Annotated in this window: 15 protein-coding genes and 1 pseudogene; 11 read left to right on the top strand and 5 right to left on the bottom strand. The window is 61.8% G+C overall.

The features are described 5' to 3' along the window. Positions 1-87 precede the first annotated feature (87 nt). The 6 genes from SJ05684_RS07625 (at position 88) to SJ05684_RS07600 (ending at position 6,294) form a co-directional block, all read left to right on the top strand. Entirely contained in the window at positions 88-792 is a 705-nt protein-coding gene (locus SJ05684_RS07625; RefSeq protein ID WP_034854915.1) for a phosphatase PAP2 family protein, read from the top strand. Further along, complete coding sequence (locus SJ05684_RS07620; protein WP_034854833.1) at positions 779-1,030, top strand: hypothetical protein; 252 nt, start codon at positions 779-781, stop codon at positions 1,028-1,030. The genes SJ05684_RS07625 and SJ05684_RS07620 overlap by 14 nt, the downstream gene beginning before the upstream one ends. Positions 1,031-1,276: 246 nt before the next feature. Beyond that, positions 1,277-1,456, top strand: coding sequence for a hypothetical protein (locus SJ05684_RS07615; RefSeq protein WP_050980012.1), 180 nt, complete (start codon positions 1,277-1,279; stop codon positions 1,454-1,456). A gap of 369 nt (positions 1,457-1,825) precedes the next feature. After that, positions 1,826-2,053, top strand: a complete 228-nt coding sequence (locus SJ05684_RS07610) for a hypothetical protein (protein WP_050980010.1) — start codon at positions 1,826-1,828, stop codon at positions 2,051-2,053. A gap of 315 nt (positions 2,054-2,368) precedes the next feature. Continuing rightward, the gene (locus tag SJ05684_RS07605) at positions 2,369-5,338 is read left to right on the top strand and encodes an NAD(P)-dependent oxidoreductase (RefSeq protein ID WP_034854831.1); all 2,970 of its coding nucleotides are present in this window, start codon (positions 2,369-2,371) and stop codon (positions 5,336-5,338) included. 347 nt (positions 5,339-5,685) lie between these two features. Then, the gene (locus tag SJ05684_RS07600; protein WP_034854913.1) at positions 5,686-6,294 is read left to right on the top strand and encodes a dimethylsulfonioproprionate lyase family protein; all 609 of its coding nucleotides are present in this window, start codon (positions 5,686-5,688) and stop codon (positions 6,292-6,294) included. A 145-nt stretch (positions 6,295-6,439) separates the two neighbouring features. Here SJ05684_RS07600 and SJ05684_RS07595 read toward each other — a convergent pair whose 3' ends face one another. Continuing rightward, positions 6,440-8,503: an ATP-dependent helicase gene (locus SJ05684_RS07595; protein ID WP_034854830.1), complete on the bottom strand. Its 2,064-nt coding sequence runs from the start codon at positions 8,501-8,503 to the stop codon at positions 6,440-6,442. Between the two features lie 320 nt (positions 8,504-8,823). Here SJ05684_RS07595 and SJ05684_RS07590 point away from each other — a divergent pair, with 320 nt between their 5' ends. The 3 genes and pseudogenes from SJ05684_RS07590 to SJ05684_RS07580 all read left to right on the top strand — a co-directional run bounded on the left by SJ05684_RS07590 (position 8,824) and on the right by SJ05684_RS07580 (position 10,371). Further along, positions 8,824-9,087 carry a hypothetical protein gene (locus tag SJ05684_RS07590; RefSeq protein ID WP_034854829.1) on the top strand — a complete coding sequence of 88 codons (264 nt, stop codon included), beginning with the start codon at positions 8,824-8,826 and terminating at the stop codon, positions 9,085-9,087. Between the two features lie 56 nt (positions 9,088-9,143). Then, positions 9,144-9,416, top strand: a pseudogene (locus SJ05684_RS07585) (integrase core domain-containing protein); the annotation flags it as partial. A 73-nt stretch (positions 9,417-9,489) separates the two neighbouring features. Beyond that, positions 9,490-10,371, top strand: a complete 882-nt coding sequence (locus SJ05684_RS07580) for an AraC family transcriptional regulator (RefSeq protein ID WP_034854828.1) — start codon at positions 9,490-9,492, stop codon at positions 10,369-10,371. A 132-nt stretch (positions 10,372-10,503) separates the two neighbouring features. Here SJ05684_RS07580 and SJ05684_RS07575 read toward each other — a convergent pair whose 3' ends face one another. Next, positions 10,504-10,941 (bottom strand): DUF6678 family protein, encoded by a 438-nt coding sequence (locus SJ05684_RS07575; protein ID WP_034854827.1) that lies wholly within the window; start codon positions 10,939-10,941, stop codon positions 10,504-10,506. Positions 10,942-11,135: 194 nt separating this feature from the next. Between SJ05684_RS07575 and SJ05684_RS07570 the strand changes: the two genes are divergently transcribed. Together SJ05684_RS07570 and SJ05684_RS07565 are read left to right on the top strand one after the other, a co-directional pair. Continuing rightward, on the top strand, positions 11,136-11,372 hold the full coding sequence (locus SJ05684_RS07570; RefSeq protein WP_014763131.1) for a hypothetical protein: 237 nt from the start codon (positions 11,136-11,138) through the stop codon (positions 11,370-11,372). A 517-nt stretch (positions 11,373-11,889) separates the two neighbouring features. Further along, positions 11,890-13,332 (top strand): RtcB family protein, encoded by a 1,443-nt coding sequence (locus SJ05684_RS07565; RefSeq protein WP_050980008.1) that lies wholly within the window; start codon positions 11,890-11,892, stop codon positions 13,330-13,332. Positions 13,333-13,517: 185 nt separating this feature from the next. Here the strand turns inward: SJ05684_RS07565 and SJ05684_RS07560 are convergent, their stop codons facing one another. The 3 genes from SJ05684_RS07560 to uvrA all read right to left on the bottom strand — a co-directional run bounded on the left by SJ05684_RS07560 (position 13,518) and on the right by uvrA (position 21,910). Further along, positions 13,518-17,309, bottom strand: coding sequence for a vitamin B12-dependent ribonucleotide reductase (locus SJ05684_RS07560; RefSeq protein WP_095694230.1), 3,792 nt, complete (start codon positions 17,307-17,309; stop codon positions 13,518-13,520). Positions 17,310-18,015: 706 nt separating this feature from the next. Further along, positions 18,016-18,819, bottom strand: coding sequence for a DUF72 domain-containing protein (locus tag SJ05684_RS07555; protein ID WP_034854825.1), 804 nt, complete (start codon positions 18,817-18,819; stop codon positions 18,016-18,018). A 169-nt stretch (positions 18,820-18,988) separates the two neighbouring features. Further along, the gene (uvrA, locus tag SJ05684_RS07550) at positions 18,989-21,910 is read right to left on the bottom strand and encodes an excinuclease ABC subunit UvrA (RefSeq protein ID WP_034854824.1); all 2,922 of its coding nucleotides are present in this window, start codon (positions 21,908-21,910) and stop codon (positions 18,989-18,991) included. Between the last annotated feature and the right edge of the window lie 6 nt (positions 21,911-21,916).

Below are 21,916 nucleotides of genomic sequence, written 5' to 3'. Positions count from 1 at the left end.
GCAACGGGCAGCCTGCGTTCGGGCGGAATGTCGGGAACCGGGACGGCGGATCGGCGTTTGGGTGTGATCCGGTTTGAGGAGGCACCCTTGACGGAGAGGCTGAACAGGTGGCTCGGCCGAAAGGAATGGCCGCTCGTGCTCGCCTTGCTGCTGACTGCAGGCGCATTGTGGGCCTTCTTGGAACTTGCCGATGAAGTGATCGAAAGGGAGACCGACGCGGTCGACCGGTTGCTGCTGCTATCCATGCGCAGCCAGGAGGACCCGACGGATCCGCTCGGGCCCGAGTGGCTCGAGGAGATGATGCGCGACTTCACCGCGCTCGGAGGCGTCGGGGTATTGACCCTGATCGTCATCGCTGCCGCCGGCTATCTGGTCATGATGGACAAGCGACGGGCTGCGCTCGCGGTCGTCTTCGCCGTCGGCGGAGGCGTATTATTGAGCATGCTGGTGAAGATGGGGATCGACAGACCCCGGCCCGACATCGTGCCGCACGGTTCCTACGTCTCCTCCGCGAGCTTCCCGAGCGGCCATTCGATGATGGCAGCCGTCGTCTATCTGACGCTGGCGGCGATGATCGCGCGTGTGCGGCCACGCTGGAGGGCGAAGGCCTTTATCCTGCTCTGGGCGGTGTGCATTTCGCTGCTTGTCGGGGTCAGCCGGGTCTATCTCGGCGTTCACTGGCCGACGGATGTGCTTGCCGGCTGGACGGTCGGTTCCGGCTGGGCGCTTCTCTGCTGGGCTGTGACGCTTTGGCTGCAGCGCAAAGGAGAAGTGGAGGATGATTCCGCCTAGCGCGCATCGTCCTGAAAAGACGCGCGGCGCTGTAGTCAGGGCACATCACCCGCCCATCGATACGACCGGGACAATGAACTATCCGGGCATTCAAGCGTTCCTTCTATCCCGGCATGGCATGGAGGAGATCACCATGCGACGCGATAGCCAGCGTTTCCCGGTGGTCGAGTTGATCGCGCTCATTGCTTCGCTGGCAGTGGTTTCGGCAATCATGGTCGTAACCCTGCTCGTCGCCTGACCTCACTGCCCGGGGCGATGCTTCGGAGCGATCTCGCCAGCGAACTCGCCCATGATTCCGACAAAGGTGGCCCTCTCACGCCGGCCGATCGTTGCTTGCCGCCGACGGCACGGTCGTGTCCTGCTCTGGAATCCAGTCATCGCAATACCAATATCAGTTCATCATCAAAGAAGCTGCTTTGATTGGAGGATCAAAGTGAACTGGTACCGTTTCTCGGACTTGGCGATAGATGACGATGAAATCTCGATGCTTCGGCGCGTTCACATATACGTGTGCTCCTCGAAGGATCTGGAGCCGGAGAGCGCGGGCGGCACGGAGATCGGCAAGATGCTGTTCCACCTCTATCGGCAAGGGGTAAGGAGCGAGTTGGGCCTTATTCGGATGGTGACCGAGGGTGAACCTCCTCCGGCTGCGGAAGCCGAGTAACGCCCGGCAACCGGCTGGGTGGGACTGCAGTCACGCGACTACAGGGCCGCGCCTGTATTTATTTAGACGCGCAGAGGTCGCTGTAACTCTTTGCATCTGCGCGTCGCACGCGCATCGGGCCGAAATCGGTTCGATTTTTCGGGGCAATGCGCTGCGGCACTCTTTCGGGATTTGAACTTTTTTGGGCCGCGAAACGTTTCCTATTACCTCGCAACAGCGCGGAGCAAACCGCCATGCGTCGCGATATGCAGCGTTTCATGATGCTGGAGTTGATCGCGGTCATTGCCGCACTCGCGGTGATTTTCGCCGTCCCGGTGATGACGCTGCTTCCCGGCTGATCAGTCAAAGCGGAGGAATGCGGCCCGTTCTATGCTCATGACCAAATTCGAAACAGACTTCGCCCCTGCAAACAAGTACGACGCAAACAGGCTGCAATTCGCCAAGCGGTTGGAAGACTTGCTGCCGGGCGAGTGCATCTGGCCGATCAACAGCGGCGGCCCCTATCTCTTCTGCGCCGCAAAGACGGACGGCAAGAAATATTGCGCCCACCACAAGGCCAGATTGCTCCAGAAGAGGGGGGGTCAGGGTGGCGGGTGAGGGCGCTTTATCGAATAGCCGCCGATAGGCCGCCCACCGCATTGATCCTCCAACTCGTCGAACCCAGCCGACAAAACCGAAGCATCGATTGCTTGAGCGGGCTTCCTATGAGTGCCATTCCCACGCCATGTCGCAATTGAATGGGCATATCGTCGAAAATGTGCGGCGCGTCCGAACGATTTCTCCAACATTATGCGCCCGAACGGTCCTGCCTGGTCAGGAAACCCATTTCCTTAACGGAGACTGGTTTCCGGCGGCCGACAACAGGGAAGCGGTCACAGTCGCTGCCCGACAATCGGAACTAGAGGGTTATACATGATATCCGACGCAGAATTGCACGCGCAGCGGCTCGATGCGCTTGAGTTGACAAAGAATGGTGTTCCTTCGCTGCCCTCTAATCCGTTTTTCGGGGTAGGACCGATCACCGATGCTGCGACGGATGAGGTTGACAGCCGGCTTCGGCGCCTAGAATTCGATCGCTGGATCGAGAAGACGTACCGCAAATACGACGATACCGGGAAGGACATCGGCGCCTTCACCACGGCGGAACTTTCGCGCAGCATGCATCGCGGATACCCGGCGGACAAGATCCTGCTGGACATGATGCGGGCGATCCATCGCTACTTCGAGTTTCCCAAGACCAACCGTATCGCCGTCGGCCTGGGCGGCGGCCACAGCGGCTATACCGTCTGCGTTCAGCATCTTCTGAATGCCAACGACGCCGAACAGCGCGTCTATGTGGACACGCCGCGTCCTGAAAGCGGCGGTGCCGGTGCATCCGGCTTCTTCCGCCAGTCCTGGGCGACGCAGCTCATCGAGATGCACCGCTTCGCCGAGAAGGGCGACGAGAACAGGATCTATTTCGCGGAGAAAGAGGGGGCGATCCCGTCGGCGCGGACCCTTGCCAAGCTCGGCGTCTCCATCTTCGTCGGCGTCGGACACGAAACCACCGGCGCGAATTCCTACACCAACGAGGAAATCAACGAACTTCTGACGTGGCTGGATGGCGATCCGGAGAACAGGCACGCCGTGTTCGATGCCACATCCATGCTCGGCGCCATGCCCTGGGAGCCGGAAGTCGTGCGGGCCGTCATGGCGAAATGCTGCCTCTTCATGCCTTTCCAGAAGGCAATCGGGGGCGTCTCCGGCTACTTTGTCGCTTCCTTCACCCCGGCCGCCCTCGCACTCATCGAACGAAACCAGAGCAATCCGTCCTGGGCTATTCCCCGTCAGTTGAAGATCGCCCCGCCGCTCGATCCGAAGCAGCCGCTCAGCAGCAAGCGCTCCGTCGATGCCGGCCCCTTCTACGACGCCCAGGAAGACAAGATGCTGGGTGGCGTCATCAACACCTACAGCGCCCTGGCCTTTGCCGAGACGACGTTCGGCGTTCTGCAGACCGAGCGCCGCATTGGTTCGGTCATCGAGCTCAACAGGCGCTCGTCCGCAAACCGCGAAGTCATCAACGAATGGGTCGCGAAGAATCCGCTGTTCAGCCTGGTGGTCGACGAGCGGGAACGCCGCGGTGCGGCCGTCACATTGCTGAAGGTCAATGACGGCGAGGTGTCGTCCTCCGAGCTGCACGCCCGCATCATCGCACGCTCGAAGCAGCTTCTGGGCTATGAGGGCATCACCCACCCCAATGGCGATCAGGAGGCCGGCCTCGACGCGGCGCGTTACGTCAACGCGTTTCCGGGTACGCCGGGCGATTATCGCGCGTGGGTCGGCGGCATCCGCGAGCCCGCGGACATCGTCGCGCTCCTGGAAAACCTGAAATACGCCTATCTTCGCGCCAAGGTCGTCGTCCTGGAAGAGGAGCTGGAAAAGAGAGGCAGCAAGGCCGAATATGCCGCGAGCAGCAGCGCTTCCGCCGTTGGCCCGCGCGAGGGCACTTTCAGGGTGCTGATCGCCGATGCAATCGGCCTGCGCTTCGATTCGGAAGGGCGTCTCGACCATAGCGAGCTCGCGGCTTACATCGGCGAAAAGGGATGCGTGTTCCACGAAGGATCGGTGAAGTCCGCGGACGCCTCCGACGACGGCAAGGTCCACTTCTTCTACCAGCCGCATCTCAGCACGGCCGACGAAATTCTGGCTGAGACCGATCAGGGCCAGTATGATGCGGTGATTGCAGCCGCGACCTTCATCCCCTCGGGAGCGAAGTTCCGTCTGGGCGGTGTCCGCATCGGCACCGGAACCGGAAACATGGGGTCCGCCTCCTGGGGCGGTCCGAACGGCGAGGGCGGCGAGGCCCCGCTCATGAACACGCCCGGCATCAACAGCCGCGCGACGGCGCAGATGGCTGCAAAGGCGCTGCTCAAGGTCACGCCCGATCTTCCGGTGGAGGAACTGCACGCGCGCGTCGTCAATGGCGACTTCGACACGGGCAAGAACCTGGCCGAATACCCGACCGAGAAGCTGGAAGGCAAAAGGATCGCCATCCTCGGCTACGGCAATATCGGCCGCGAGCTCGCCCGGATCGCCAAGGCCTTCCACATGGACGTGGTCGTCTACGCTCGTCCGGCTCATCGCGACAACATCCTGGCCGAAGGCTACGAGTATGCGGATACGCCGGTCGCCGCGGCAAAGGGCGCCGATGTTCTCTCCGTCCATCTCGGCTTGGGCAGGCAGGATCCCGCCACCGGCGCATTCTCCAATACGGGGCTGGTGGACCGTGAGGTCCTGTCCGCGCTGAACGACCGGTCCGTGCTCATCAACTATGATCGCGGTGAACTGGTCGACGTCGCAGCGCTCGATGAGGCGCTGGCATCCGGCAAGGTCCGTCATGCGGCCATCGATGCGGACCTCTTCAAGGGTCCGGAAGGCCCGACCGGACCGATGAAGCCTTATCTGTCGCTACTTCCCAGGCACGCAGACAAGGTCGAGCTTCTCCCGCATGCGGCAGCCGATACCGACCACCCGACCCGTGTCGCCGGTGCTAAGCAGGCCGTCGATCAGCTGCTCGACTCGATCCGGAACCGGGCTGTCACGAACCTGAAGGGCGATCTGCCGGAAGGCTATCGGTCGAAGGGCGCCAAGACGCCGCTCGGCGTCGGGCAGCTCACCCGTGCGGACGTTTTCCGGCTGGCGGAGAATTCCGAGCTCCTGGGTGAGCTGCGCGCCGTTAGCGAAAAGATCGCGGCGGTCCTCGGCGCGCTGAACGCGGTTTCGGACGAGGCGCATCGGTGCCGCATCGTCGAGCGCTACCGCGCGCTCCTCGCCGACAGCACACTCAGACAGCACAACCTGCTGAAGGCCGCGGGGCTGCTCGCTCCCGCCGCCAAGGAATAGGTCGGACGATCGCGCCTGGCCGGCAATCCGCCGGCCAGGCATAACTGTCGCGCGATTCGGTAGGCTTCTCAGCGAGAACTCAGCAATCTGGACCGAAGATCCGCGGAAAGGCTTCTTGCTGCGCTGCTTTATCCATGCAATGTCGGTACGCACGGGTGGTCAGGCGTCGAGCTGGACGGCCGAACCCCTTCGTCGCATGAGGGCGAGCCTAAATGGAAGATACAGAGCGCCGAGGTGGAAGAGCTGTCGCGGTCGATCGCGACTCTGACGGAGGCATCATCCGTCGGGCCACGAGAGGACGTTCGAGCTTCAGCTGCGATCCGTCGCCGGTCGGCAGGGCGCCCATCATGGTCTGGGGGAGCCGTCCGAAGACCCTGCAGAACCTGATCAACGTCGCGGGAAGCCTTTTTCTCGCCCATGACGTCCCGGTAATGGCGAAGTACGTTGCCGGAAAGATCTTCCACACGCTGATGAAGCCGTCGTCGCTCTACAGTGCCGGCGGTAATATATTGCCACCCGCCGAACATCTGGCCGAAACGCTGGTGGAAGCCTCGAGGCGCGGTGGAACGATCGGCGCCATGGGCGATGCGATCCTGGCGATCGCGCCGGAGTTGCGCTGGTACCGTTCGAAATCGGGACCGTTTGCCAGCGTCAATTTCGCGCGTGACCACGCCCATGCTTCCATCATCGGCCCGGGAGGCATCGAAGACCGGGACGACGTCTATGTCGGGCTGACCGTCATGGGGCCTTACAGCCGGTTTCCCGACCATCGCAGAAAATACGCGACCGCATATCTGCCGCTTTCCCGCGTCGAGGTCCTGACGGATGACGGCGACTGGACTGTCGCCGATCCAGGCCGGGCATTTTTCGTCGAGGAGGGAAGGGAGTTCGCGATGCGCTGCACCGGCAATCCTCTTCTGTTGCTGTGGTGCCAACGGACGGGTTCCGAGGCTTAAGCGACCTGGGCCCGCCTCTACAGCGCTGCGCGTCTTTTTAGACGCGCACAGGTCGCTGTAACTCTTTAAATCTGCGCTTCGAGCTTTCCGAAAATCGGTTCCGATTTTCGGGCCGATGCGCAAGCCGTCGGGGCGTTTTCAATTTCTACTTCCACATGCCCCGCATCCGGGCCGCGACATCGATGCGGATCTGATTCGCGCTGCGCTCTGAGGCGGCCGGACTGACGGTCGGCCAGGTTCCACTCTCGAAGAACTGCAGCAGCGTCGCCGGGATGAAGCGTGTCCGGCTCGCATAGACATGGCGGTCCCCCTGCGCGTGTTGCCCGCTGGTGAAGAACCGCTGGGGCACCATCAGTGTCAGGCTGTCCTTGGCGCGCGTCATGCCGACATAGAGAAGCCGCCGCTCCTCCTCGAGATCGTGGCTCGTACCCGTGCTGAGATCCGACGGGATGCAGCCGTCGACGACATTGAGCATGAAGACGGAACGCCATTCCTGGCCCTTGGCGGAATGGATGGTGGAGAGCACGAGATAATCCTCGTCGAGCAGAGGCACACCGGCCTGGTCGCTCGTCGCGTCCGGCGGATCGAGCGTCAGCTCCGTCAGGAAGCGCTCGCGGCCCGGATAGCCGGCGGCGATCTGCTCGAGCTGCATGAGATCGGCCCGGCGCGTCTCGGCATCCTCGTGCATCCGCTCGAGATGGGGTTCATACCACGTCCGCGCCATCGCGATCTCCGCCGGCCAGCCGCTGCCGGATTTGCGTAAGGCCTGCAGCAGATCGACAAAGGAGCCCCAGTCCTGCCCGCTCTTCGGTGGAGCGGGTATCTCGCCGAGCGCCATCAGCGGCTCCGAATCGGCCGCGATGGCGTCGAGAACCTTGCCGGCGGTCTGGGGGCCAATGCCCGGCAGCATCTGCAGCAGCCGGAAGCCGGCAACCCGGTCTCGTGGATTTTGCGCGAAGCGCAGCACGGCGAGGAGATCCTTGACATGGGCGCTGTCGAGGAATTTCAGCCCGCCGAATTTCACGAAGGGGATGTTGCGGCGGGTCAGCTCCACCTCGAGCGGCCCGCTGTGGCTCGATGTGCGGAACAGGACTGCCTGCTGCTTCAGCAGCATGCCCGTTTCGCGGTTGGCGAGAACCTGCTCGACGATGTAGTTCGCCTGGTCTCTCTCGTCCTTCACGGTCAGGAGTTTAGGACGATCCGCCGATTGCCGGTCGGTCCACAAATTCTTGGTGAACCGCTCGCGCGCCAGCTCGATGACGCCGTTGGCGGCGGCAAGGATCGTCTGCGTCGAGCGGTAGTTCCGATCAAGCGTGATGACGTCGGCGGGCGGCGAGAAGGCATCGGGAAAGTCGAGAATGTTACGGACGGTCGCGGCCCGGAACGAATAGATGGACTGAGCGTCGTCGCCGACGACAGTGAGGCCGCGCCCGCCGGGTTTGAGCGCAAGCAGCACGGAGGACTGGAGCTTGTTGGTGTCCTGATACTCGTCCACGAGCACATGGTCGAACCGGTTGCCGATATCTTCGGCAAGCGACGGATCGCTCACCATCTGCGCCCAGTAGAGAAGCAGATCGTCGTAATCGAGAACGTTCTGCGCCTGCTTGGCTTCGACATATCCGGAAAAGAGCGCCTTCAACTGCTCTTCCCAGTTGGAGACCCAGGGATACCAGTTGCGGAGCACTTCATTAAGCGGCGTCTCCGAATTCACCGTCCGCGAGTAGATCGCCAGGCAGGTGCCCTTGGTCGGAAACCGGCTTTCGGTCTTCGAGAGCCCGAGCTCGTGCCGCACCAGGTTCATGAGGTCGGCGCTGTCCTCGCGGTCGTGGATGGTGAAATCCACATTGAGGCCGATCTGCTCGGCATAGATCCGGAGCAGTCGGGCGCCGATTCCGTGAAAGGTTCCCGCCCAGGCGAGGGCGTCCGTCATCACGGCGGAATTGGCACCGAGCACCTGCGCGCAGATACGCTCGACGCGGCGCGACATCTCGGCGGCGGCCCGGCGCGCAAAGGTCATCAGCAGAATGCGGCGGGGATCGGCGCCATTGACGATCAGGTGGGCGACGCGATGGGCGAGCGTGTTCGTTTTGCCCGATCCGGCCCCGGCGATGATCAGCAGGGGCCTGGCGCCAGTTTCATCCTGTCCGATGCCATGCTCGACGGCGCAGCGCTGCCTGTCGTTCAGCTTCTCAAGATAGCTCGCGCTCATTCGCCCCCGTCAATCCGTTCCGTCATGAGTCCCTCCATACCCGATCACGGTCGGCGCTTCACCTGAAATGAGCCGATCGGGTAAGAATCCACGGGCAGGAGTGGAGCCGGTATCCAACATCCGTGGGGTTGGCACCTTGTCGACTCAGCAACACTTTTCGTTCGCCATATGTTCACGGGAAAAGAAACCGCGTCAACTGCGACTTGCTGCCGGCGTGACCGTCGTCAACATGCCTGGCCCACTATTTCGGGTGCTGTTTTTAATGCAATTGCAACCCGAAAACCGCCCGCTCGCGAACCAAGGTGTGCTATACAAAGAGGATGACAGAGACCGAACAGAAGTTTGAATTTTCGGAATTCTCCGGAGAATTCGTCGATGATGACGTAACTGTAATCCTGCGCATCTACCGGCCTGCAGGCACCAACCTCGATTGGACGCTTGAAGTCTTCGACGAGGAAGGGAACACGACGATCTGGAACGACACCTTCGACACCGATCGAGACGCGTTTGAAGAATTCTTAGCGACCGTCCAGCGTGACGGCATCCGCAGTTTCCTGGATGAGCCGGTGCAAAGATTACATTGACTGCTTGGCCGCGTGGGTACGATTCACGGCCTCACCAATCCCGCAATCCAACGAACGACAAGCTATTGAGCGAGACCCTCTTCTCGTCTCTGAACCATGCTCGATCAGCGCTTTCAAGCTGGCGCTGCTGCTACAACTATCACCGACCGCGCTCTGGCCTCGGCTGGCTGACGCCTGCAGAGTTCGCCCAGACCGTCAACCCGCGACGTGTTGCGGTGCTGCGCAGTCGAAATGTCTCCGCACCGCAACCCGCCGCTACCGCCGCAGATGCAGCGACCCAAAACCGCTGGAGCGAACTCAAAACGTTATGGCTGAGCAGCCAAGCCTGATAATCCGCAAGATCGGTCGAGCGCACAGCACTCGTGCGGGTCTATTTGGTCCTGCCACGGTAAGGACAGGATAATGACAACGACGCTTCGAAACTACCATGCCCGGATGCAACGGGTCCTAGATCACATTGATCAGCATCTCGACCGCAATCTGGACCTAGACGAGTTGAGCTGCGTGGCCGCCTTCTCCAAGTATCATTTCCATCGGCAGTTCGCGGCGGCCTTTGGGCTGTCTGTGCATCGCTATATCCACCTCATCCGCATGAAGCGGGCATCCTACAGGCTGGTCTACAGGGACGTAGACAGCGTGACCGAGATAGCGATGGATGCCGGCTACGAAGCTCCTGACGCCTTTGCTCGCGCATTTCGGCAACGGTTCAGCCAGTCGCCTTCGCAGTTCAGGAAATCTCCCGATTGGGAACCGTGGCTTGCCGCCCTCGGCCCTCTCAACCAAGCAAGGAGTAAGCTCATGCAAAGGACATTTGCAGCCAACGACATCGAAATCCGCGAGGTGTCTCCGACCCCTGTCGCGATCATGAAACATCGAGGTGATCCGGCAAGGATCGGCGACACGATCAAACGCTTCATAGCATGGCGCAAAGCCACTGGCCTGAATCCGAAGACCAGTTTGACTTTCAACATCTTTCATTCCGATCCGCGTGTGACGACTCCGGACGAGTATCGGCTGGACCTTTGTGTCAGCACTGATCAGCCGATCAAGACGAACGGAGAGCATATTGAGGCGGGCATGATCCCCGGCGGCCGTTGCGCCGTGCTGAAAGTCATCGGCAATACTGATGATCTGGAGCCTGCCGCGCTTTACCTCTATCGCGATTGGCTGCCGGTCAGTGGCGAGGAAGCGAGGGATTTCCCCCTGTATTGCCAGCGCCTCACCTTCTTTCCGGAAGCACCTGAAAATGCGGCGGTGGCAGAGCTCTTCCTGCCCCTGAAATAGCGAACCTCTGTGGCTGCTTGTCCGTTTCCGTCCACGGCGGCGGACAAGCAGCTTTCAACCCAAATCTCCCGATCCGGCTAAACAGCGCGTTCGCTGAACGTGGGCATTCCATCAGGCGAAATCATAGCGCCTTCACCGGATGGCTACGCTAGCAGTGTGCCCGTAGATAGTGAAGAAGCCATTCTGTTCGCTGAACGGGATACGCAAGCCTTTTAGAATGTCGCGCAATGGTGCTGAGCAGTCGTCAACGCGGGGAGCCACCAATTGTCCCATGTGCACGCTTACTCTAGGTGCAACCTTGAGCCATTCGATGAAAATACCCATCGACGCTTCAGGCGTTCTTGCCCAATCACCCCAATATGAAGGAGCCGCCTCAAGCACCTCCGGATCGGCCGTCTCTGAGAGAACGAGTTTCACTTGATAGGGTGGTGGGAACGGAAGTTCCTGGGCTATGGCCGTGCAGAGTGCTCGCCATTTGGTGTCATTCATATGAGATGTCAGGCCGCGCTCCTCGATGGCGCGACGCACCTTGGCGATCTCGTCCCTGTCAGCCAAGCCGATGTACAGCATTCTACGATCCTATTTCCGAGCCCCCGTAAACCGTACCAGATTTGTGGAGCAATGACTGCAATTGGCGCAATCCGGTCGGTTGCCGATTATCGAAGAAGTCCATCGCGATGACGTCATTCGGTTGGAGACAGAGCGTCCTCTAGGGTCAAGCCGAAAAATGTGGTAAGCGCCAGCCAAACAACAACAGGAGTGCAATGGTGAGCGAACCGACCGTCGCAGATGCAACAAACCGTATTTATGAATCGCTCCAAGCGGACAATGCCGACATCGACGCGCATATCGCGACTCTCAAGGCAGCGTTGACGCGGGAGGGGTTGAAAGAGGCCGTCTTTGACCCGGCTAGGCTCGTTCAGAACAACCGTTCTGGCAGGAAGCTAATGCAGGCCTACTTTCGGCAGCGCGGCGTAACGGTCAAATACTCGGCTTCGTGAAGCCGTCCCATGTCGTCAGAAAGGCCGTAGTAGACGGTTGACCTGATCACCCGGCTTTGGCCTTCGAACGCGAATTGAAGTGCCGCGTCCGCATCGGGCCGAAAGCTGCCGAAGTAACTTGGCAGCTTTCGGCCCGATGCGGACGCGGGCCACTGCTAGAACCAATATCGACTCATCCGCGTCAGGAAGTCGACCGCCGTCACGGGGAGGCCCGATGCGTCACCGATGATGGAATCAATGCCGTAAAGACTTGCGTCCGGTCAATTAAGCTCGACCGCGTCCCCCTCGACGTGGGCGGAGAAATCGCAGTTCCTCGGGTCGATCACGACAGTTGCTCCGCCCGCGGTCAGTTCAAACCTCATGGCTGCCTTCCTCCTTTCCTGCCCGACAATTCTTTGTGGGCGTGCTTTGATCAACGCGCTCGAATCACTCGTTGACGCGGAGTCCTTCACAATCTAAATGTCATGCCAATCCGTATCGCCGCGGCTGCTGAACCCATGGCAATCGGAGAAGCAAGATGAATTCCCCCACAAACCCCGTCATCCGCGTCGACACCGCCGCAGGACACGTCATTAGGTCGGTCGTCGCGCGCGACGAGCCGGAACGCCATCGCGCGCGTGCCGTCTCGGACCTCTGTTCCGCCCTTCCCGGCGTCGAAGCAGCGGAGCGGATGGGTGCCGAAATCGTGCGTGTAGCGACGACGCCCGACTTTCATCCCGGCCGCCCCGTGCCCGTGGGAGTCGTCGCCGACGTGCGCGGTGCAGTCCTCCCACATCTGGTCGGCAACGACATCGGCTGCGGCATGCGTATGATCGTGCTCGAGAACGTCTCCGAGGACGATCTCGAGCCACTGCTGGACCGCAATCTTCGTCACGTCTTCTTTCAGGGCGGCAGGGACGTAGCCCTCACTGGAAGAGATCGGCAGGCGGTTCTTCGGGAAGGGCTTCCTGGCCTGCTCGAAAGTATCGGCCGTGGCCGGGAAGGCCTCCTGTCTCGCCTTGATCTCGAGGCGGCGTGGGGCGATCTCGACAGGACCTGCGATGCAGGCGTGTTCGCGAGTTGTGCTGTCGATCCGGGCTTCGAGCACTATGCGCGGATCGACGACGACTACAGGCGCGACGCCATCCTCGGGACCATCGGAGGCGGCAACCATTTCGTCGAGTTCGGGGTTGTCGACCGCGTTGCGGACGGCGCCTACGCCGCCGCCTGCGGCCTAGCCCGTGGAAAGGTCGTGATCGTCGTTCATAGTGGATCGCTGGACTTCGGACAGCGTGTCGGCACAGCGGTGCGCGAAGCGCTGCATTCCGGCAGACATGGTGTCCCGGACTACAGGATTCTCTCCCACGAACGGAACGAACCCCTCTTCGAAAGGTATCTCGACGGCCATGCCAACGCCGCCAATGCCGCCTTCGCCAACCGCTTTCTTATCGGTCTTGCGGCGGTGGAGGCTCTCAGGCGCACGATCGGCCGGGACGTCGAACACAGGCTCGTCTACGACGCTCCGCACAACACGGTATGGCAGGATGGCGACGTCGTTCGACACCGGAAGGGGGCCTGCCCCGCCAGAGGCGTCGGTACGCTGGGCGGAAGCCCGTACGAGTGGATCGGAGAGCCGGTCATCCTGCCTGGGTCTATGGGCGATGGAACATGGCTCTTGCGTGGGCTGGGAAACGAGGAGGGCCTGCAGTCCTCGGCCCACGGTGCGGGACGCCGCCTCTCGAGGCAGGAGGCCCGGTCGGCCGCGCGTCTCGACGCCAGCCTGCGGGTCGTCGGCCCTGTCGATCCGAACGATCCGCTCTTGCGCGGGCGTGCGGACGTCGTCGCGGAACTCGAAGGTCGGCTTAAGGAGGAGGCGCCCGGCGCTTATCGTCCGATTGAGGCCGTCGTCGACCCTATGGTGGAGGCCGGCATGGTCAGCCGGGCCGCCAAGATCCGGCCGGTGCTCACGGTAAAGGGGTAGCATACTTTCTGCGCAGGGCTTTTAGCCTAGAAAAGCCAAGAGGGGCAGGTCGCAGACCTGCCCCTCTTGGCTTTTTCTCGCGTATTCTCTAGGCCAATTTCAGCTTCAACTATGGCCAGTTTTAAGCCGTATTGGCCAGAACTACGTTCGGTTTCTCAGTTACACAAAGCCGCTGCCGCCCGACCTTACGAGCACCCGCTCGTGGCACCGCAGGTGTCACACTTTTCGCACGTACCGTTTCGCACCATGGTGAAGTTCTGGCACTCGGTGCACATGTTCCCGGTATAGCCCTGCATGATCGAGCGGGCGCGGCGTTCGGCCTCGACCTTCTTCGCCTCCGACTTGGCGGCAGCGGCTTCCGCGGCGGCCTTGTCGGAGAAGAGGGCGGTTACGTCCTGTTCGGCTTCGTTGGCAACCTCTTCGGCGAGTTCCGCGGCGCGTTCCTCATAGTCGCGCTTGAAGGCCACGACTTCGGAAGTGGCGGCGGCCGTCGCCGGCTCCAGCTTGCGCGCGGCATTGCCCGCGATGGAGGTGACGGTCGCGCCGCCGGAGGCGCGGGCAGGGGCCGCGGTCGAAGCGCCCTTCGGTTCGGAGCGCTCGCCCGAGCCGCCAACGAGGGTCGGCTTGTAGCCGCGGGTCCAGCCGGTCGAGACGAGATTGGTCTTGCCTTCCTGGATGCCGCGGCCGAGCGCCGTATTGCTGAAGTCCGACGTGTCGACATGGGCGAGGTCGTGGCGGCCGAGATAGGAGACGGCAAGCTCGCGGAACACGTAGTCGAGGATCGACGTCGCGTTCTTGATCGCGTCATTGCCCTGCACCATGCCGGCCGGCTCGAACTTGGTGAAGGTGAAGGCCTCCACATATTCCTCGAGCGGCACGCCATATTGCAGGCCGAGCGAGATGGCGATGGCGAAGTTGTTCATCATCGCACGGAAGGCCGCACCTTCCTTGTGCATGTCGATGAAGATCTCGCCGAGACGGCCGTCGCCGAATTCGCCGGTGCGCAGATACACCTTGTGGCCGCCGACGATCGCCTTCTGGGTATAACCCTGGCGGCGGTTCGGCAGTTTTTCGCGGGCACGCACCACCTTCTCGATGACGCGCTCGACGATCTTCTCGGTGACGGCGACCGCCTGGGCTGCGGCCGGCGCCTGCATCAGCTCCTCGATCGCCTCTTCCTCTTCCTCGTCCTCGATCAGCGAGGCGTTGAGCGGCTGCGACAGCTTGGAGCCGTCGCGGTAAAGCGCGTTCGCCTTCAGCGCCAGTTTCCAGGAGAGCATGTAGGCGTTCTTGCAATCCTCGACGGTCGCCTCGTTCGGCATGTTGATCGTCTTGGAGATCGCGCCCGAGATGAAGGGCTGGGCGGCCGCCATCATGCGGATATGGCTTTCGACCGAAAGGTAGCGCTTACCGATCTTGCCGCAGGGATTGGCGCAATCGAAGACCGGCAGGTGCTCGGCCTTCAGGAACGGCGCCCCTTCGAGCGTCATCGCGCCGCAGACGTGGATATTGGCGGCTTCGATGTCCTTCTTCGAGAAGCCGATGTGCTCGAGGAGGTTGAAGTCCATCGAGGCGAGCTGCTCGTCGCTGACCTTCAGCGTCGCTTTCAGGAAGTCGGCGCCGAGCGTCCACTGGTTGAAGACGAACTTGATGTCGAAGGCGGATTTCAGCGCCGCATTGACCGCCTCGATCTTCTCGTCGGTAAAGCCCTTGGCCTTCAGCGTCGTCGGGTTGATGGCCGGCGCCTGGTTGAGGTTGCCGTGGCCGACCGCATAGGCCTCGATCTCGGCGATCTGGCTTTCGGAATAGCCGAGCGTGCGCAGCGCCTCGGGCACGGCGCGGTTGATGATCTTGAAATAGCCGCCGCCGGCGAGCTTCTTGAACTTGACCAGCGCGAAATCGGGCTCGATGCCGGTCGTGTCGCAATCCATCACCAGGCCGATCGTGCCGGTCGGCGCGATCACCGTCGCCTGGGCGTTGCGGTAGCCATGCTTCTCGCCGAGCTCGACGGCCTTGTCCCAGGCGCTCTTGGCATGCGCGATCAGGTCCTGGTCCGGGCAGTCGGAATGAACGAGCGCAACCGGATCGACCGCCAGGCCCTCATAGCCCGATGTTTCGCCATGGGCCGCGCGGCGATGATTGCGCATCACACGCAGCATGTTGTCGCGGTTCGGGGCAAAGCTCGGGAAGGGGCCGAGCTTGGCGGAGATCTCGGCCGAAGTCGCATAGGCGATACCGGTCATGATCGCCGTCAGCGCGCCGGCAATGGCGCGGCCCTCGGGCGAATCATAGGGAATGCCCGAAGACATCAGGAGGCCGCCGATATTGGCATAGCCGAGGCCGAGCGTGCGATATTCATAGGAGAGCTCGGCGATTTCGCGCGACGGGAACTGCGCCATCATCACCGAGACTTCGAGCACGACCGTCCAGAGGCGGACGGCGTGTTCGTAATCGGCGATGTTGATCCGTTTAGTCGCCGCATCCTTGAACTGCATCAGATTGAGCGATGCGAGGTTGCAGGCCGTGTCGTCGAGGAACATATATTCCGAGCACGGGTTCGATGCGCGGATCGGGCCGGCGGCCGGGCAGGTGTGCCAGTCGTTCATCGTCGTGTTGAAATGCAGGCCCGGATCGGCGGAAGCCCAGGCGGCATAGGAGATCGACTCCCAGAGGTCGCGCGCCTTCACCGTCTTCATCACGCGGCCGTCCTTGCGGGCCGTCAGGTGCCAGTCGCCGTCGGCCTCGACGGCGCGCAGGAAATCGTCCTTGATCGAGACGGAGTTGTTGGAGTTCTGGCCGGAGACCGTCAGATAGGCTTCCGAATCCCAGTCCGTGTCATAGGTCTTGAACTCGATGTCCTTGTAGCCCTGGCGTGCGAACTGGATGACGCGCTTGACGTAATTTTCCGGAACCGCGGCCTGCTTGGCGGCGCGGATCTCGCGTCTCAGGGCCGGATTCTGCTTCGGGTCGAAGCAGGCATCGTCGCTGCCGTCGCAATTGACGCAGGCCTTCATGATCGCCTTCAGGTGCCTGGCGACGATCTTGGAACCGGTGACCAGGGCAGCGACCTTCTGCTCTTCCTTGACCTTCCAATTGATATATTCCTCGATATCCGGATGGTCGATGTCGACGACGACCATCTTGGCGGCGCGGCGCGTCGTGCCGCCCGATTTGATGGCGCCGGCGGCGCGGTCGCCGATCTTCAGGAAGCTCATGAGGCCGGAGGACTTGCCGCCGCCCGACAGCCTCTCGCCCTCGGCGCGCAGGTGGGAGAAGTTGGAGCCGGTACCGGAGCCGTATTTGAAGAGGCGGGCTTCCCGCACCCACAGATCCATGATGCCGCCCTCGTTGACGAGGTCGTCGGCGACCGACTGGATGAAGCAGGCATGCGGCTGGGGATGTTCGTAGGCGGACTTCGACTTCGTCAGCTTGCCGGTGAAGGGATCGACATAGAAGTGGCCCTGTCCGGGACCGTCGATGCCATAGGCCCAGTGCAGGCCGGTGTTGAACCATTGCGGCGAGTTGGGCGCGACGCGCTGGGTGGCGAGCATATAGGCGAGCTCATCGCGGAAGGCGGCCGCGTCTTCTTCCGTGTCGAAATAGCCGCCCTTCCAGCCCCAATAGGTCCAAGTGCCGGCCAGGCGATCGAAAACCTGGCGCGCATCCGTTTCCGAGCCGTATTGCTCATCCTTCGGCAGGGCTTTCAGCGCGTCCGTGTCCGGAACCGAGCGCCACAGGAAGGAGGGCACATCGTTTTCCTCGACGCGCTTCAGCTTTGCCGGAACGCCGGCCTTGCGAAAATATTTCTGCGCAAGGATGTCGGCGGCGACCTGGGAGAACTGCGCCGGCACGTCGATGTTCTCCAGACGGAAAACGATCGAGCCATCCGGGTTCTTGATCTCGCTCGTCGCCTTGCGGAAATCGATCTCGGCATAGGCGGATTGCCCTGCCTTGGTGAATCGACGTTCGATCTTCATTGTCCCGTGTCCCTTATTGCCTTCGCGCCGATTGAGCGCAGTTAACCCCGCCCGGCCGCAAGCGTTCCCGCAGCCAGCTCCAGCTTTCGTCCTTTTTGAGAAACCCAAGCCCTGGGTGACCCTGTATCTTGTGATTATGCTGGCTGCAAACGCTAAATATAGTATTAACAGCTTGTTTACGCCAGTCCGAATATCGCTCAGGCAGCACCCGCAAACCGCGCAAAGCTCCGCCATTGCCGCCTCACGGGAACTATCCGCTTGGCGCTGGTCAGAACCGACGATTTGGGGGGATGAACCGGCCGCTAAACAACCCGGTCCGCCGCCGTCGCAACGTGAAATCCATTAACCGTGAATCGGCTCCGGGCGTCAAGGGGTGGTTTGTGACAGAAGTTTGGCCCCTATATCTTGTGTGGATCGCTTGTGGAAAACGGGGACATCGATCAAGTCGTTGAAAATCAGGCACTTCCGCCGGTTGTCTCCGATGGCGGCGAAGCTACAACCGGGAAATCGAAATTTTCAGGGGTAAAAATAAGGGGTAGGGAGATGTCGCAGCGCCACTCGCGATTGCACGCCGAGCCGCGATGTGATGCATCCGGGCCGCGCGATTCGCGACCGCGGCATGAGGCGTGCCGATGAAAGGATCATGCCATCCACATCTCGGGCGCAATCCAGGCGCGGCACGTGGAGACACGCCGTTGAACCGGCCTCAATCAACCCGCTTCTGCAACTCCCGCGCACCGTTCGGCGCATTGACCTTGCCCGAGCTGATGAAGAAGGCAAAGACGTCGCGCGGCCGGCTTTCCGCCTTTCGCTCCGGCGCGCTCTTTTCGAGGCCGTCCGGCTCATGGCCCGCGGCAAAGGCCTTGAGCCTGTCGGCCCAAAGATCGAGGACTTTCGGGGGATAGCAGGTTTCCACCTCGTCGCTCCCCTTCTGCAGCCGGGCATAGACGAAGTCGGCGGTGACGTCCGCGAGCATCGGATAATCCGCATGCTCGGCAAGCACCACCGCCACCTTGTACTTGTCGAGCATCGCCACGAAGTCCGGCGACTGGAATGAGGGGTGGCGGACCTCGACCACGTGACGGAGCGTCAATCCATCCTGCTTCTCCGGCAGCAACTTCAGAAATCCCTCGAAATCGTCGGGCTCGAATTTCTTGGTGGCGGCGAACTGCCAGAGAATCGGACCGAGGCGATCGCCCAGTTCGGTCAGGCCCTGGGTCAGGAACCGTTCCATCGATTCGCCGGCCTCGGAGAGGACTCGGCGATTCGTCACGAAGCGGCTCGCCTTCAGTGAGAAGATGAAACCGTCCGGCACGTCCGCGGCCCATTTGGCAAAGGTCGCCGGCTTCTGCGAGCTGTAATAGGTGCCATTGACTTCAATCGTGCGCAGTTCCTTGCCGGCGAATTCCAGCTGCCGCTTCTTCGGAAGATCGGCGGGATAGAAGCTTGCCTCCCATGGCTCGAAGGTCCAGCCGCCAATGCCGACGCGGATTGTTCCGGTTTCTGCCATCGTCTCCTCCTCAACCTGCAGTGCAGGGGCAAGTATTCCAGGGTCAGGTCTTTGGAACCCTACAGCGCCGCGCGTCTTTCAGACGCGCAAAGGTCGCTGCAACTCCATGAAACTGCTTATCGAGCTTTCCGAAAATATTCCGATCGTCGCGTCGATCCGCCAGCGCCGGTCATTCCGCCGCGACGGCCTTCTTCGTCGGCCGGCGCTCCAGAAGCTCCTTCAGGAACTGCCCGGTATAGGAGCGAGGTTCCTTTACGACGTCTTCCGGCGTGCCCTGGGCAATGACTTCACCGCCGCCGTCGCCGCCCTCCGGGCCGAAGTCGATGATCCAGTCCGCCGTCTTGATCACTTCGAGATTATGCTCGATGACCACGACCGAATTGCCCTGGTTGACGAGCTCATGCAGAACTTCAAGAAGCTTGGCTACGTCATGGAAATGCAAGCCGGTTGTCGGCTCGTCGAGTATGTATAGCGTGCGCCCGGTCGACCGCTTCGACAATTCCTTGGCAAGCTTCACGCGCTGGGCTTCGCCGCCCGAAAGCGTGTTCGCCTGCTGGCCGATCTTGATGTAGCCGAGTCCCACCTGGTTCAGCGTCACCAGCTTGTCACGCACCGCGGGGACGGCGGAGAAGAATTCGACGCCTTCCTCGACCGTCATGTCGAGGACGTCGGCAATCGACTTGCCCTTGAAATGCACGTCGAGCGTTTCGCGATTATAGCGCTTGCCGTGGCACACGTCGCAAGTGACATAGACGTCGGGCAGGAAATGCATCTCGATCTTGATAACGCCGTCGCCCTGGCAGGCCTCGCAGCGACCGCCCTTGACATTGAAGGAGAAGCGGCCCGGCTGGTAGCCGCGCGCCTTTGCCTCCGGCAGGCCGGCGAACCAGTCGCGAATTGGCGTGAAGGCACCGGTATAGGTCGCCGGATTCGAACGTGGCGTACGGCCGATCGGCGACTGGTCGATGTCGATCACCTTGTCGATATGCTCGAAACCGTCGATGCGGTCGTGATCGGCCGGGTTTTCGCGCGCGCCCATGATACGGCGCGCCGCCGCCTTGTAGAGCGTCTCGATGAGGAAGGTGGATTTGCCGCCGCCCGAGACGCCGGTAACCGCTGTGAAAACGCCGAGCGGGATCGATGCCGTAACATTCTTCAGATTGTTAGCACACGCTCCTACGACGGTGATTTCCTTCTTTTTTTTCGGCTTTCGTCTTTCGGCAGGAACGCCGACGGAAAGCTCGCCTGAGAGATATTTGCCGGTCAGCGACTTCGCACTGGCCATGATCTCGGATGGCGGGCCTTCGGCCACGATCTCACCGCCATGGATGCCGGCCGCCGGTCCGATATCGACGACATAGTCCGCCGTCAGGATGGCATCCTCGTCATGTTCGACGACGATGACGGTGTTGCCGATATCGCGCAGGTGCCTCAGCGTATCGAGCAGGCGGGCATTGTCGCGCTGGTGCAGACCGATCGACGGCTCATCCAGCACATAGAGCACGCCGGTCAGGCCGGAGCCGATCTGGGAGGCAAGGCGGATGCGCTGGCTTTCGCCGCCGGAGAGCGTGCCGGAATTGCGCGACAGGCTCAAATATTCGAGCCCGACATCGTTCAGGAAGCGCAGCCGCTCGCGGATCTCCTTGAGGATCCGCACGGCAATTTCGTTCTGCTTAGTGCTGAGCTGCTGCGGCAACGCCTCGAACCAGTCGCGGGCCGCCCGGATCGACATGTCCGTGACCTCGCCGATATGCAGCTCATTGATCTTGACCGCCAGCGCCTCGGGCTTCAGCCGGTAGCCGGCGCAGGCGGGGCAGGGCGCGGCCGACATGAAGCGTTCGATTTCTTCCCGCGCCCAGGCGCTGTCGGTCTCCTTCCAGCGCCGCTCGAGATTGGGCACGACGCCCTCGAAGGTCTTGGTCGTGTTGTAGGCGCGGGCACCGTCCCGATAGTGGAAGGTGATCTTTTCCTCGGTGCCGTAGAGGATCGCCTTCTGCGCTTCCGCCGAAAGCTCGCTCCAGCGGTTGCCGAGCTTGAAGTCGAAGACCTTGCCGAGCGCCTCGAGCGTCTGGTTGTAATAGGGCGAGGTCGATTTCGCCCAGGGCGCAATGGCGCCGTCGCGCAGCGTCCTGTTCGGCTCCGAAACGACCAGCGCCTCGTCGATCTTCTGCTGGCTGCCGAGACCGTCGCAGGTCGTGCAGGCGCCGAAGGGATTGTTGAACGAGAAAAGCCGCGGCTCGACCTCCGGAATGGTGAAGCCGGACACCGGACAGGCGAATTTTTCCGAGAACAGCATGCGCTCATGCGTCTCGTTGAGAGACTTGTTGGCCGCGCCACCGGCCGCCGTTTCCTCCGGGGGCAGCGGCCGGTCGGCGAACTCGGCGACGGCCAGCCCGTCGGCAAGCGTCAGGCAGGTCTCGATGCTGTCGGCGAGGCGAGTGGCGAGATCGGGCCGGACGACGACGCGGTCGACGACGACGTCGATATCGTGCTTGAATTTCTTGTCGAGCGCCGGGACGTCGGCGATCTCGTAAAACTGCCCGTCCACCTTGACGCGCTGGAAGCCCTTCTTCATCAGCTCGGCGAGTTCCTTCTTGTACTCGCCTTTGCGGCCCCGCACGAGCGGCGCCAACATGTAGAGACGGGTGCCTTCTCCGAACCCCAGCACGCGATCGACCATCTGGCTGACCGTCTGGCTTTCGATCGGCAGCCCCGTTGCCGGCGAATAGGGCACGCCGACGCGCGCGAAGAGCAGGCGCAGATAGTCGTAGATCTCGGTAACGGTCCCGACCGTCGAGCGCGGGTTGCGCGAGGTCGTCTTCTGCTCGATCGAGATCGCCGGCGATAGCCCGTCTATCTGATCGACGTCCGGCTTCTGCATCATCTCCAGGAACTGGCGGGCATAGGCCGACAGGCTTTCGACGTAGCGGCGCTGGCCCTCCGCATAGATCGTATCGAAGGCGAGCGAGGATTTGCCGGATCCGGAAAGCCCGGTCATCACGATCAGCTTGTTGCGCGGCAGATCGAGGTCGATGCCCTTGAGATTGTGCTCGCGCGCGCCGCGAATGGAGATGGTCTTGAGTTCGCTCATCGGAAG

This window comes from Sinorhizobium sojae CCBAU 05684 (genome assembly GCF_002288525.1).
Taxonomy (GTDB): domain Bacteria; phylum Pseudomonadota; class Alphaproteobacteria; order Rhizobiales; family Rhizobiaceae; genus Sinorhizobium; species Sinorhizobium sojae.
Note: the sequence above shows the minus strand (reverse complement) of the source record. Positions and strands in the feature narration are given on the sequence as shown.